The 12,558-nt window shown below is 65.2% G+C and carries 11 protein-coding genes; 9 read left to right on the top strand and 2 right to left on the bottom strand.

The window, feature by feature from the left end:
* Positions 1-5: 5 nt before the first annotated feature.
* Together ACO056_RS15135 and ACO056_RS15130 are read left to right on the top strand one after the other, a co-directional pair.
* On the top strand, positions 6-1,925 hold the full coding sequence (locus tag ACO056_RS15135) for a hypothetical protein (protein WP_421855530.1): 1,920 nt from the start codon (positions 6-8) through the stop codon (positions 1,923-1,925).
* Between the two features lie 17 nt (positions 1,926-1,942).
* On the top strand, positions 1,943-6,493 hold the full coding sequence (locus ACO056_RS15130) for a hypothetical protein (protein WP_421848180.1): 4,551 nt from the start codon (positions 1,943-1,945) through the stop codon (positions 6,491-6,493).
* 16 nt (positions 6,494-6,509) lie between these two features.
* On the opposite strand, the gene ACO056_RS15125 is transcribed toward ACO056_RS15130, so the two are convergent.
* Positions 6,510-6,902 carry a hypothetical protein gene (locus tag ACO056_RS15125; protein WP_421848178.1) on the bottom strand — a complete coding sequence of 131 codons (393 nt, stop codon included), beginning with the start codon at positions 6,900-6,902 and terminating at the stop codon, positions 6,510-6,512.
* A 317-nt stretch (positions 6,903-7,219) separates the two neighbouring features.
* Here ACO056_RS15125 and ACO056_RS15120 point away from each other — a divergent pair, with 317 nt between their 5' ends.
* Complete coding sequence (locus ACO056_RS15120) at positions 7,220-7,885, top strand: S24 family peptidase (RefSeq protein ID WP_421848176.1); 666 nt, start codon at positions 7,220-7,222, stop codon at positions 7,883-7,885.
* Between the two features lie 176 nt (positions 7,886-8,061).
* On the top strand, positions 8,062-8,733 hold the full coding sequence (locus tag ACO056_RS15115) for an MBL fold metallo-hydrolase (RefSeq protein WP_421848174.1): 672 nt from the start codon (positions 8,062-8,064) through the stop codon (positions 8,731-8,733).
* Between the two features lie 3 nt (positions 8,734-8,736).
* Here the strand turns inward: ACO056_RS15115 and ACO056_RS15110 are convergent, their stop codons facing one another.
* Complete coding sequence (locus ACO056_RS15110) at positions 8,737-9,123, bottom strand: MAPEG family protein (protein ID WP_421848172.1); 387 nt, start codon at positions 9,121-9,123, stop codon at positions 8,737-8,739.
* Positions 9,124-9,366: 243 nt separating this feature from the next.
* Between ACO056_RS15110 and rpmF the strand changes: the two genes are divergently transcribed.
* The 5 genes from rpmF (at position 9,367) to ACO056_RS15085 (ending at position 12,512) form a co-directional block, all read left to right on the top strand.
* Positions 9,367-9,546, top strand: coding sequence for a 50S ribosomal protein L32 (gene rpmF / locus ACO056_RS15105; protein WP_298191684.1), 180 nt, complete (start codon positions 9,367-9,369; stop codon positions 9,544-9,546).
* A gap of 29 nt (positions 9,547-9,575) precedes the next feature.
* A complete protein-coding gene (plsX, locus tag ACO056_RS15100) occupies positions 9,576-10,649 on the top strand; it encodes a phosphate acyltransferase PlsX (protein WP_421848170.1) in 1,074 nt (357 codons plus the stop codon).
* Entirely contained in the window at positions 10,646-11,623 is a 978-nt protein-coding gene (locus ACO056_RS15095) for a beta-ketoacyl-ACP synthase III (protein WP_421848168.1), read from the top strand. Before plsX ends, ACO056_RS15095 begins: the two co-directional genes overlap by 4 nt.
* A gap of 150 nt (positions 11,624-11,773) precedes the next feature.
* The gene (locus ACO056_RS15090) at positions 11,774-12,073 is read left to right on the top strand and encodes an integration host factor subunit alpha (RefSeq protein ID WP_421848166.1); all 300 of its coding nucleotides are present in this window, start codon (positions 11,774-11,776) and stop codon (positions 12,071-12,073) included.
* On the top strand, positions 12,057-12,512 hold the full coding sequence (locus tag ACO056_RS15085; RefSeq protein WP_421848164.1) for a MerR family transcriptional regulator: 456 nt from the start codon (positions 12,057-12,059) through the stop codon (positions 12,510-12,512). Before ACO056_RS15090 ends, ACO056_RS15085 begins: the two co-directional genes overlap by 17 nt.
* Positions 12,513-12,558 lie beyond the last annotated feature (46 nt).

The raw sequence follows: 12,558 nt of genomic DNA, 5'->3' as shown, positions 1-12,558 counted from the left end.
CCCCGATGCTGGCGCTGGTAGCGCCGGCCGCAGAGGCTGCGCCCCAGCAAGCGCCTGCCGTCGCCACGGCACCGGCGGCAGCGCCTGCCCCTGCCGCGGAACCCACCACGGCGGACGGCGCCCTGATCGATGGCCGCCGCCGCCCCGGCTACCAGAAGTCGCTGCCGGACAAGGTCGAGCAGGACAATCCCGGCGCGGTCAATGCGCCGCCGCCCGAAGCCTTCTACGACAAGTGGGACGGGGAGGGCTCACCTTCCGATCTCGTGCTGAATACCGGCGTGCCGGATCGCTGGCGCATCGTATCGTCGCTCTGCCCTGCGGCGAAAGGGGACAATACATTCGGGCGGCTTCTGGCATCACGGTTCCGCTCGGATTGCCATTCGCAGCTCGATCCGTTCCACCACAATACGCTGAAGGGCGACCGCCCGCTCGCGCCGGGCAAGAAGCCGGGTTTCCTCAAGGGCGATGACTGGTTCTTCATCGCGAACGCCGTGTCCGATACGGTGATCGAGCCGCGCAGCTTCCCGATCCCGGTCGGCAACCAGACGACGACCGATCCCGATTCCAACGATACGTTCGGGCGCAGCAACAGCCTCGTGCTGTCGCAGACGTTCATTGCCGGGTTCTCGCTGCTCAAGGGCGAGACGGCGTTCAAGCCGCCCGTGGTCGAATACCGCGTGGCGATCGCGGCCAATCTCAACCATGTCGAAGTGCCCGAACGGCGCGTGCTCTATGTCGAGCCTTCCAAGGGCACCAAGCGCACCGATGGCTTCATCGGCCTGCAGGAAGCCTTCGTCGACTACCACCTCGGCCGGTTCGATTCGAGCCGGTTCGATTTCGTCTCGCTGCGCGTGGGCATCCAGCCGTTTCAGGCGGACTTCCGCGGCTTCCTCTTCAACGACAACCAGCTGGGCATCCGCCTCTTTGGCAACCGCGACAACAACCGGATGCAGTTCAACATCGGCGCGTTCTGGCGGATCGAGAAGGAAACCAATTCGGGGCTCAACAATATCGCCGCACCGCTGCGGCGGGACTGGATCATCACCGGCAATATCTATCGCCAGGATTTCCCGTTCGTCGGCCTCACCAGCCAGCTTTCGGCGACGTACAATATCAACCGCGAAACGCGCATCACCACCGATGCCAACGGCTTCCCGGTCCGCCCGGCGCTGATCGGCGATCTGCGCCCGCGCCGGTACCGCGTGCTCTATCTCGGCTACGGGGTGGACGGGCATATCGGCCGCCTCAACCTGACGGGCCAGTTCTACGGCGCTTTCGGCAGGGACCGGAACAACTACCTCACCAGCGAGCCTGCCAAGATCCGCGCGTTCTTCGGCGCGGCCGAGCTGAGCTATGATCGCAACTGGGCGCGGTTCCGCGCTTCCGCGCTTTACGCCACGGGCGATAGCGACCCTTACGACAACACCGAGACCGGCTTCGACGCGATTTTCGAGAACCCGCAGTTCGCGGGCGCCGATACGTCCTACTGGATCCGCCAGTCGATCCCCTTCGCGGGCGGCGGGCGCGTCATCGGGATCAACGGGCGCAACGGCATTCTCAATTCGCTGCGCTCCTCGAAGGAGCAGGGGCAGTCCAACTTCCTCAATCCCGGCACGGCGCTCGCCGGGCTGGGCGCAGATTTCGATCTCACGCCCAATTTCCGCTTCACCACCAATGCCAACCACTTGTGGTTCGCCAACACCGCCGTGCTGCAGGAACTGCGCAACGAGGGCTCGATCCCCCGCTCGATCGGCTGGGACCTTTCGATGGCCACCACCTGGCGGCCCAAGGCGGCGCAGAACGTGGTCTTTCGGCTCTCCGGCGCGGTGCTCGAAGCTGGCAAGGGCTTCCGTGACCTGTTCGACCAGCGCGGCCACGGCAAGCAGTTCTACTCCGTGCTCGCCAACCTGACGCTGGCTTTCTGATGGGCAACCGACCGACCATGCCATCCGGCCCTCGCACTCTTCGCAAGACCCTGCTGCTCTGGCTGGCCTTGCTGGTCGGCGCGCTGGCGGTGCCCACCGCGCTCTGGGCTTCGGGCGAGGAAGTGGCGCAGAAGATCATCTACACCCGCGCGCCGCCCGCCCCGCGCGGCCAGCCGGGCGATACGGCCACCGAGCAATGGGCCTACGTCGACAAGCAGAACGCGGGCTGCGTCAGCTGCCACACCAAGAGCGACCACCGCACCATGCACGCGAGCCCGGCGGTGGTGCTGTCCTGCGCCGATTGCCACGGCGGCAAAACGAAGATTGTGGCGGACCGCCGCTGGGCGCGCGGTTCGATGGACTATGTCGCGGCCATGAAGGACGCGCATGTCCTGCCGCGCTTCCCGGTGGCGTGGGGCTGGCCCAGCTCGGCCAATCCCCAGCGCTCCTACACGCTGCTCGCCAAGGAAAGCCCCGAATTCATCCGCTTCGTGAACCCCTCGGACTACCGCGTCGCGCGCGATTCCTGCGGGGCCTGCCACATGTCGATCATCGAAGCCTCGGAACGCTCGCTGATGAGCACCGGCGCGATGCTGTGGGGCGGCGCGGCCTATAACAACGGCATCGTGCCGTTCAAAAACTACCTGTTCGGGGAAAGCTTCACGCGCCAGGGCGAGCCTGCGCTGCTCAAGTCCGCATCGAAGCAGATCGGCCCCGATGGGAAGCCGATGTGGGGCACCGTAACCCCGGCGGAGAAGGCGCGCGGCGCGCTGCCCATCCTCTATCCGCTCCCCAAGTGGCACACGATTCCGCCGGGCGACATCTTCCGCGTGTTCGAGGATGGCGGGCGCACGATCAACCCGCAGTTCCCCGAAATCGGCCTGCCCAACTCGACCGGTGCGATCCAGCGGCTGGAAGAGCCGGGCCGCCCCGATCTCAAGCAATCGAACCGAGGCCCCGCCACTGGCCTGCGTGTCGCGATCCCGGTGCTCAACATCCACAAGACGCGCCTCAACGATCCGTTCCTGTTTCAGATGGGCACCAACGACCAGCCGGGCGACTACCGCTCCTCGGGCTGCGCGGCGTGCCACGTGATCTACGCGAACGACCGCGAGCCGCGTCACAGCCTGAACTATGCGAAATGCGGGCGCGACGGGCAGACGATCACCGCCGATCCGACGATCAACAGCTTGCGCGAAGGCGAGCACCGCACCGGCGCCTATGGCAGCTATGATGCGGCGAAGCACGGCCACGAAACCCGCGTGCGCGGCACCGTGCTCGGCGGCCACGGCAAGTACCTCGGCGGCGATGCGACCGACCCCGAAGAGTCTGCCGACCGCGAGGGCGATTGCGCCCGCGCGATCGCGTCTGCCGAACAGCTTGTCTATGCGCCCGCCCAAGGCGCCGCACCGCACGGCACGATGGACGATCACCGCATGAGCCAGGCCGATGCGCATGCCGCTGCCGGGCTCGACGCGGGCGGCCATGCGGCCACCACCGGCCCCGTCCCCATGGCAGAGCGCGAGCGCGGCCACCCGCTGGTCCACGCCTTCACCCGCGCTATCCCCACCGCGCAGTGCATGAACTGCCACATGCACCAGCCCAATATCTTCCTGAACTCGTTCCTCGGCTACACGATGTGGGACTACGAATCCGATGCGCCGCGCATGTGGCCCGGGCCCGAAAACACCGCGCCAAAGCCGCCGGGCGTCACCGATGCCGATTGGAAGAAGGCGTTCAAGAAGCAGTTCCACCCCAACATGGCCGAAGCGCGCGAAGTGCTTGATCGCAACCCCGAAGGCGCGAGCACCCACGGCCTGTGGCGCGATGTGGAATTCCTGCGCAACGTCTACGACTTGAACAAGGACAACAAGGACACCCAGTTCGCCGACTACCACGGCCACGGCTGGAACTTCCGCGCGATCCTCAAGCGCGACCGGCGCGGCAACCTGCTCGATGCGGGCGGCGACATGTCAACCTACGGCACCGACAAGGCGCACATCATCTCGCCCGACGATCCCGAGAAGTGGCGCAAGACGGGCGAGGGCAAGTTCGTCGACGTCGGCCCGGATAATCCGGGCAAGTCGGTCCACATGATGGATATCCACGCGCAGCTCGGCATGCAGTGCGCTGATTGTCACTTCGCGCAGGATAGCCACGGCAATGGCCTGATCTACGGCGAAGTCGCCAATGCCGTCTCGATCGGCTGCAAGGACTGCCACGGCACGCCCGATGCCTATCCCACGCTGATGACCTCGAACCTCGCCGCGCCGGAGAAGGGCGAGAACCTTGCCCTGCTGCGCAATGCCGATGGCCAGCGCCGGTTCGAATGGTCGATGGAGAACGGCCGCCGTGTCCTCACTCAGCGCTCGATCATCGATCCCAAGCTTTCGTGGCGCGTGAGCCTCGTCAAGGAATCGGTGGATCCGCAGTATCAGGGCATGACCGAGCCGAGCGGCAAGCCGGTGTTCAATCCCAAGGCCGCCCGCGCCAAGCTGATGGGCAAGTCCGGCGCCGAGGACGGCATGTTCCGCTTCGGCCTCGGTGTCCCCAAGGCCGAGCGCGCGCATGGCGACGACGACATGGCCTGCTTCACCTGCCACCTCTCGTGGACCACGTCGTGCGCCGGCTGCCACTTGCCGATCGAGGCCAACTGGAAGTCCGCCACGCACAAATACGATGAAGACTACACCCGCAACTACGCGACGTATAACCCGCAGGTCGCGCGCGACGACATGTTCCAGCTTGGCAAGCACCAGCGCAACAAGTCGTCCGGCTCGGATCCGGTGCAGTTCGATGCCTCGGGCAATCCGATATCAGGCAAGGCGATCACCGCGCCGATCCGCTCGACGTCGGCGCTGATCCTTTCCTCGACCAACATCAACCGTGAGCGGATCTACGTGCAGCAGCCGCCGATCTCCTCGGCGGGCTATTCCAGCCAGGCCTTCGCGCCGCACTTCCCGCACACCGTGCGCACGGCGGAAACCAAGCAGTGCACCGATTGCCACCTCAGCAAGGATGACGACAACAACGCGATCATGGCGCAGTTGCTCCTGCTCGGCACCAATTACGTCAACTTCGTCGGCATGAACGCGTGGTTCGGGCTCGATGGCGGCTTCGAAGCCGTGCGCGTGACGGAGTGGGACGAGCCGCAGGCGGTGATCGGCAGCTATCTCCACCGCTACGCCTACCCCGATTTCTACAAGGAGCATGTCGAGAAGAACAACCGCGAGCTCAAGAACTGGACCCGCGGGGCGATCTTCGACAAGCACCTTGCGGGCGAGACGACGGGCCGCGAAGAGTTCACCAACGTGACCAAGGGCACCTCGGATGCGGTGCACTGCCTGCAGATGCGCGGCGAATACATGTATGTCGCCGAAGGGAAGGGCGGCTTCCGCGCCTATGATATCGCCGCAATCGGCGACAAGGGCTTCTCCGAACGTATCGTGACCGCGCCGTTCTCGCCGCTCGGGCAGGATACGCATGTGGACACTGCGAACGCGACCTGCATGGCGCTCCCCACCAACCAGTCAATCGCGCCAACCCGCAACACGCCCGACATGCGCGAGGCGAACCAGGAGCAGCCGTTCTCGCCGATCTACCACTACGCGTTCGTCACGGATGCGGTGGAGGGCCTGATCGCGGTCAACGTCGATACGCTGGCGGACGGCGAGTTCCGCAACAACTTCTTCCACCGCGCGCTGACCTTCAATCCCGACGGCGTGCTGAAGGGCGCGCGGCACATCACGCTTGCGGGCGACTATGCCTATATCGTCACCGACAAAGCGCTGGTGACGGTGCACCTGACGAAGCCGTGGTCTCCAGCCGCGCCGTGCGAGGTTTCGGACAAGAAGGGCGGCGAAACCTGCCTCGATCCGAAGATCACCTCGGTCGTGCCCTTGCGCGATCCGCGCGCCACCGCGATGCAGTTCCGCTACCTCTGGGTGACGACGGCAAACGGTCTCGAGCTGATGGACGTGACCAGTCTGGCGAAGCCCCAGCCCGTGCCCTCGGCCACTGTCCTGCTCGATGATGCGCGCCGCGTCTATGTCGCGCGCACCTACGCCTATGTCGCCGCGAAGAAGCAGGGCCTTGTAATCGTCGATGTGACCGCGCCGACCAAGCCCACGATCTATGAGGCTTTCACCGCCGGCGGGCAGCTGACCGACGCGGAGGATGTCATCGTCGCTTCCACCAACGCCTCGCTCTTCGCCTACGTGGCGGACGGGATCAACGGGGTGAAAGTGCTGCAGCTGACCTCACCCGCCAGCCAGCCGAACTTCTACGGCTTCTCGCCCGAACCCAAGCCCGAACTGATCGCCTGGGCGCACACGCCAAGCCCGGCGCTCGCGCTCTCGAAGGGCCTCGACCGTGATCGCGGGGTGGATGAGACCGGCGGCCAGATCGCGATCTTCGGCCGCCTCGGCTCACGCCCGTTCAACCGGCAGGAGATGGAGGAACTATTCCTCAGCAAGAACGGCACCCCGTTCAAGGTGAGCAATGCGGTGGATATGAGCCTCTGGGTGGGTGCCAGCCCCGCGCCGCAGCTGATGGCGGCGCGGCCCTGAGGGGCGAGGGCCCCCCTCACGCATCATCCAGCAGCAGCAGCGCCAGTTCCACCGTCAGCTCGGGTTCGGGCAGCAGCTTCTGATCCAGCCGCACGACCGCCGCATCGGCCACCAGCGTGCGCGGGATCGTGAACTCGTGTTCCGGCAGCGCCGCCATCAGCACTTCGGCGGCGTCGCTGGCTTCCCAGCCTTCGTAGCGCAGCACGATGGTGTGGCGCGTGCCTGCGAACGTCACGCTCGCCCAGGAGGCTTCGCTGTGCTCCATCAGCTCCGCGTGCGGCCCTGCCAGCGCCAGCACGGCGCGCAGCAACCGCTCGCCGGGGCTGATCCGCACGCGCGGATGCGGCTTTGCGGCGGGTTCCGATTTGCGCTCGAAGGGCAGGGCGGGGAACATGCGATCAAGCCACATTGCTTGCGCTCCCATAAGTGTTCATGAAATGTTCCACGCGTTTCGCGGTCGCGGGGCGGGGCTCGCGCCCGTTGCGAAGATCATCGACAAAGCGCGGGTCATGCGCAGCAAGCCGGCCGAAGCGCGTGCGCGGCATGGCGTGTTGGGAAAGGAACCGCTCGATCTTGCGTATCAGCATGGCCGGACCTCCAAAGTGAGTCGAAATAAGATTTTTCTTATGTTGACGGATTATTCCTACAGTTCTAGGAAAAATCCTTCGAATATGGAGCAAGGTCATGAATTCCCGATTCGAGACGCAACAAGCTGGCGAAACGCCTATGGATCCGGCCCGCACGCGCCTCGTCGCGCTGGCGGCGGAGCGCGGGGTCAGCCTCTCGGCGCTCTCGGGCCTGCTTGGCCGCAATGCCGCCTATCTCCAGCAGTTCGTGCGCAAGGGATCCCCGCGCAAGCTGGAGGAAAACGACCGCCGCACGCTCGCCGAATTCTTCGGGGTGGACGAGGCCGAACTCGGTGCACCCCCGCGTGAGACGGTGTTGACGGTGGGCAGCTCAGGCGGGGCAGGGCAGGGCGCGCGGACCGCCGATTGGGCCGATATCCCGCGCCTGCCGCTGGGCGCATCTGCCGGGCCAGGCACGCTGGCGTTCGATGCAGCCCCGACTGACCGCCTGCGCTTCTCCGGCCGCTGGTTGCGCCAGCAGGGCCTTGAACCCGTCATGCTCAGTGTGATCGAGGTCGAGGGCGATTCGATGGAGCCTTCTTTGCGCGATGGCGACGAGATCCTCGTCGATCGCTCCGCGCGCCCCTTGCGCAGCGGACTCCACGTGATCCGGCTGGATGATGTGCTGCTGGTGAAGCGGCTTGAACCCGGCTCGGCCGGCACCGTCCAGATCATCAGCGACAATCCCGCCTACCCGCGCATGGAGCGCCCCCGGGCGGACGTCGCGGTGATCGGACGCGTGGTGTGGAAGGGCGGGCGCATCTAGGATTTTTACCCCTCCGTCAGCGGCTGCGCCGCTGCCACCTCCCCATTAGCACTTCATGAAAATGGGGAGGACCGGCAAATCCTCCCCATTTTTGCAAGGCACAAATGGGGAGGTGGCCTGCCGAAGGCAGGTCGGAGGGGTTGCTTTGCTCTCCCTCAAACGCCACTTTGCCCAGCATGACCGAGACCACCACCCAGCAGCCGCTCAAGGCCGCCATCATCCCCGTCACCCCGCTCCAGCAGAACTGCACGCTGATCTGGTGCACGAAAACGATGCGCGGGGCGTTCATCGATGCTGGCGGCGATATCGAGCGGTTGCGTGCGGCGATCGAGAAGTCGGGCGTCACGATCGAGAAGCTGCTCGTCACTCACGGCCATATCGATCATTGCGGCATCACCGGCGTGCTCGCCAAGGAACTCGGCGTGCCGATCGAGGGCCCGCATGAGGCGGATCGCTTCTGGATTTCGCGGCTCGATGAAGATGGCAAGCGCTGGGGCATCCGCGGCGAAGTGTTCGAACCCGATCGCTGGCTCGGCGATGGTGACAAGGTCACGGTGGGCGAGGTCGAACTCGATGTGATCCACTGCCCGGGCCACACGCCCGGCCACGTGGTGTTCGTTCACCAGCCCTCGCGCTTTGCGGTGGTGGGCGACGTCATCTTCCAGGGCTCGATCGGGCGCACCGATTTTCCCATGGGCAACCATGCGGAATTGATCGCCTCGATCACCGAGAAGCTCTGGCCGCTCGGCAACGATATCATGTTCGTTCCCGGCCATGGGCCGAACAGCACCTTCGGCCGGGAACGTCAGACCAACAGCTTTGTCAGCGATTACAATCTGATGCAGTAGCGCTTATGCGATCGCGCTCATGATCGCCCAGATGGCAAGGCCAAGCTGGGTGAGCAGCGTGATCAGCGTGCCGATCATGCGTCCGGTGCCCAGGCTGCCTCCCTCCATGCCAAGCCCATGCGCCACGCGGCCGAGCAGGAACACACCCGCCACCGCGGCGAGCGCCATGCTGCCGGGATGCACGAACTCGAGCGCGGCGATCATGATCAGCACAAGCGGGGTATTCTCGTTGAAGTTTGCGTGTGCGCGCATGCGGCGGATCAGCTTCTCATTGCCGCCGTCGCCAATCGAAACCTTCTCGGCCGTGCGGACCTGGCCGCAACGGATCGTAAGCCAGATGTTGATCAGCGCGGCCGCTGCGACGGCGCTGAGCGTAATGGGCAAGTTCATAATCAGGTCATCCCCCTTGGGTCTTGTTATCACACCCCGGGGCCTTCCTAGCGGGCTCACGCTTGCAAAGCATCCAAAAATCCGTATAGGCGCGCCTTCGCCCGCGATCGGCGATTCCAGCTTGCTGCCGAACTCCCGTCGGGCCGCCACCCAAAAGGCGTCCCAACAGGGGTTGTGCGCCGGTCCGGATTTGCCTATCGCGCTTGCCCATAGACGACTTCAAAATCAGGAACAGGTGCCGCGATGGCCGTCCCCAAAAGAAAGACCTCGCCCTCCCGCCGGGGCATGCGTCGCAGCCACGATGCGCTCAAGGTTGATGCCTTCCATGAGTGCCCCAATTGTGGTGAGCTCAAGCGCCCGCACATGCTGTGCGGTGCCTGCGGGCACTACAACGGCCGCGAGATCATTGCCGTCGGCCTCTGATTTCGGCTGAGGGGGGAGAAAGCCGGATTATGGCTTTGCCGCGTATCGCCGTAGATGCGATGGGCGGCGATGTGGGCGTGCGCGTCATGATCGAGGGCGCCGCACTCGCGCGTCGCCAGCACGATCAGTTCAAGTTCCTGCTGGTGGGCGATGAAACTGCCATCAAGCAGGCGCTCGATGTGCACCCGAACCTGCGCGCTGCCTCCGAAATCCTCCATGCTCCCGATGTGGTTGCCGGCGATGAAAAGCCCACCCAGGCGCTCCGCCGCGCGCGCACAACTTCGATGGGCCTCGCGATCGAGGCGGTGAAGAGCGGCAATGCCGGCGCCGCCGTCAGCGCGGGCAACACCGGCGCGCTCATGGCCATGTCGAAAGTCGCGCTGCGCACGATGCCCGGGATCGACCGGCCTGCGCTTGCTGCGCTGTTGCCCACGCTGGGCGACCATGATCTCGTCATGCTCGATCTCGGTGCAAACACCGAATGCGATGCGCGCAATCTCGTGCAGTTTGCGATCATGGGCGCGGCTTATGCCCGCGTGGTACACGGCCTTGCCGAACCGCGCGTGCGCCTGCTCAATATCGGCACCGAAGATAACAAGGGCACCGACGAGCTGCGCGATGCCGCCGCCATGCTCAAGCAGGCGGGCGAGGCGCTCGCTTTCCGGTTCGACGGCTTCACCGAGGCGGACAAGCTTTCGCGCGGCGATGTCGATGTGGTGGTCACCGATGGCTTCACCGGCAATATCGCGCTGAAAGCCATGGAAGGCGCGGCGCGCTTCGTGGCTGATCTTCTGCGGCGCAGCTTTTCCAGTTCGCTGCGCTCGAAGTTTGGTTTCCTCATTTCCAAACCGGCGACCGAGCTGCTCAAGCATCATCTCGATCCCAACAATCATAACGGTGCGGTGTTCCTTGGTCTCAACGGTGTTGTCGTGAAAAGCCATGGAAGTGCATCGGCGCTCGGCGTCGCCCACGCGGTCGCGGTCACCGCACGGCTCCTGTCCGAACGACTGACCGAGCGCATCGCGGCCGACCTTGCTGAATCCGGACTGGGCCCAGCCGCGAATATGCGCGGACCGGCAGCCACACCGGGGGCCGAGGCATGACGTTGCGCTCCGTCATCCGCGGCAGCGGTTCTGCCCTACCAGCACGCGCCGTATCCAACGCCGAGATGGCGACGATGGTCGATACGACCGACGAGTGGATCGTCGAGCGCACCGGCATCCGCAACCGCCACATCGTGGGTGAGGGGGAAACCACCGGGACACTCGCCACCGAGGCCTGCCGCAAGGCGCTCGAGGCCGCCGGCATGGATGCAGCCTCGATAGACCTCATCGTGCTCGGCACCTGCAGCCCGGACCAGACATTCCCGGCTACGGCGACAGTCGTGCAGAACGCGCTCGGGTGCCGCGGCGGTATTGCTTTCGACGTCGCAGCGGTCTGCTCGGGCTTCCTCTACGCCTTCGCCACCGCCGATGCGCTGCTGCGCACGGGCGCGGCCAAGCGCGCGCTGGTGATCGGCGCGGAAACGATGAGCCGCCTGCTCGATTGGGAAGACCGCACCACCTGCGTGCTCTTCGGCGATGGCGCGGGCGCGGTCGTGCTCGAGGCAGTGGACGTGGACGACAGCGATCCCATGGCGCCCGGCATCATTGCGACCAGGCTCCACGCCGATGGCGCGCACAACGATCTGCTGCACATGGACGGCGGCCCGTCGACCACCGGCACGATCGGCAAGCTGCGCATGAAGGGCCGCGAAGTTTTCCGCCACGCGGTCGTGAACCTCGCTGCCGTGCTCGAGGAAGTGCTGGTAGCCGGCGGTTACCAGTCGGCCGATATTGATTGGGTAGTGCCGCATCAGGCCAATGCCCGCATCCTCGATGCTACCGCGCGCAAGCTCGGCCTGCCGGAGGAAAAGGTCATCGTCACGGTCGATCGCCACGCCAATACCAGCGCCGCCTCGGTCCCGCTCGCTTTCGATACGGCGGTGCGCGATGGGCGGATCAAGCCCGGTGATCTCGTGATGTTCGAGGCGATGGGCGGCGGATTTACCTGGGGTGCAAGCCTCGTCCGCATCTGATCGCGCCAATATGGACTCTGTGGTCTTGCAGTTTTCGTTGCGGACCAATGGATTGGCCGATAAAATAGTGTGGAAAGCGGATTGTAAAGCACAGCGGACACTGTATTGTGTCAAGCTGGCTTGTCGCTTTTTATTGGGGGGGAATTGGGGATGCGTTCGATAGGAACTCTTACGCGGGCTGATCTTGCAGAAAGCATCAATCGCCGCGTCGGCCTGTCCCGCGCGGATTCGCTGGGCATGGTTGAGGCGATTCTCGATCATATGTGCGAGGCGCTGGCAGAGGGCGAGAATGTAAAGATTTCCGGTTTCGGAACCTTTCTGCTACGGGATAAGGCCGAACGCGTCGGTCGCAATCCCAAGACCGGTGTGGAAGTGCCCATCACCCCGCGCCGCGTCATGACGTTCCGCGCCAGCCAGATGCTGAAGGACCGGATTGCTGCCAGCAGTTGATAGCCCGGGTTCCGCGCCGAATGCCGCTCCTGCCTTCACCGATGGCAAGGAGCCCGGCGCCCTGCGCACAATCGGCGAAGTAGCGCAGGCGCTCGGGCTCAAGCAACATGTCCTGCGCTATTGGGAAGAGCAGTTCCCGATGCTCCGCCCGCTCACCCGCGCCGGCGGCCGCCGCTACTACCGCCCGGAAGACATCGCGCTCGTCGCGCGGATCGACCAGCTCCTCCACCGCGAAGGCTACACTATCCGCGGCGCGCGGCAGGCGCTGTCCGGCAAGGTGACCCCGAGGCCCGCGCCAGCCGCCACGCCCGCATCCCCGCCGCCCGCACCGCGCACTGGCGCCATGCCTGCGGAAGAGGAAATCATCTCCGCCATCCGCATCCTGCGCCGCCACCTCGAAACGATCCGGGGAAGGCTGGCGGCGGCGCTGGAGGACTGAGGGGCGTCCCGGTTGGGCGTTTCTGCGAGATACTGAGGGCCCACCA

Origin of the sequence: Novosphingobium sp. (assembly GCF_965228995.1) — a bacterium.
Taxonomy (GTDB): Bacteria; Pseudomonadota; Alphaproteobacteria; order Sphingomonadales; family Sphingomonadaceae; genus Novosphingobium.
This window is presented reverse-complemented; position numbering and strand designations above follow the sequence as displayed.

What these genes read in the sequence shown, in the direction of transcription:
- ACO056_RS15135 (WP_421855530.1), top strand. Translation starts at nt 6, where the DNA reads ATGCTGGCGCTGGTAGCGCCGGCCGCAGAGGCTGCGCCCCAGCAAGCG.
- ACO056_RS15130 (WP_421848180.1), top strand. Translation starts at nt 1,943, where the DNA reads ATGCCATCCGGCCCTCGCACTCTTCGCAAGACCCTGCTGCTCTGGCTG.
- ACO056_RS15125 (WP_421848178.1), bottom strand. Translation starts at nt 6,902, where the DNA reads ATGTGGCTTGATCGCATGTTCCCCGCCCTGCCCTTCGAGCGCAAATCG.
- ACO056_RS15120 (WP_421848176.1), top strand. Translation starts at nt 7,220, where the DNA reads ATGGATCCGGCCCGCACGCGCCTCGTCGCGCTGGCGGCGGAGCGCGGG.
- ACO056_RS15115 (WP_421848174.1), top strand. Translation starts at nt 8,062, where the DNA reads ATGACCGAGACCACCACCCAGCAGCCGCTCAAGGCCGCCATCATCCCC.
- ACO056_RS15110 (WP_421848172.1), bottom strand. Translation starts at nt 9,123, where the DNA reads ATGAACTTGCCCATTACGCTCAGCGCCGTCGCAGCGGCCGCGCTGATC.
- rpmF (WP_298191684.1), top strand. Translation starts at nt 9,367, where the DNA reads ATGGCCGTCCCCAAAAGAAAGACCTCGCCCTCCCGCCGGGGCATGCGT.
- plsX (WP_421848170.1), top strand. Translation starts at nt 9,576, where the DNA reads ATGGCTTTGCCGCGTATCGCCGTAGATGCGATGGGCGGCGATGTGGGC.
- ACO056_RS15095 (WP_421848168.1), top strand. Translation starts at nt 10,646, where the DNA reads ATGACGTTGCGCTCCGTCATCCGCGGCAGCGGTTCTGCCCTACCAGCA.
- ACO056_RS15090 (WP_421848166.1), top strand. Translation starts at nt 11,774, where the DNA reads ATGCGTTCGATAGGAACTCTTACGCGGGCTGATCTTGCAGAAAGCATC.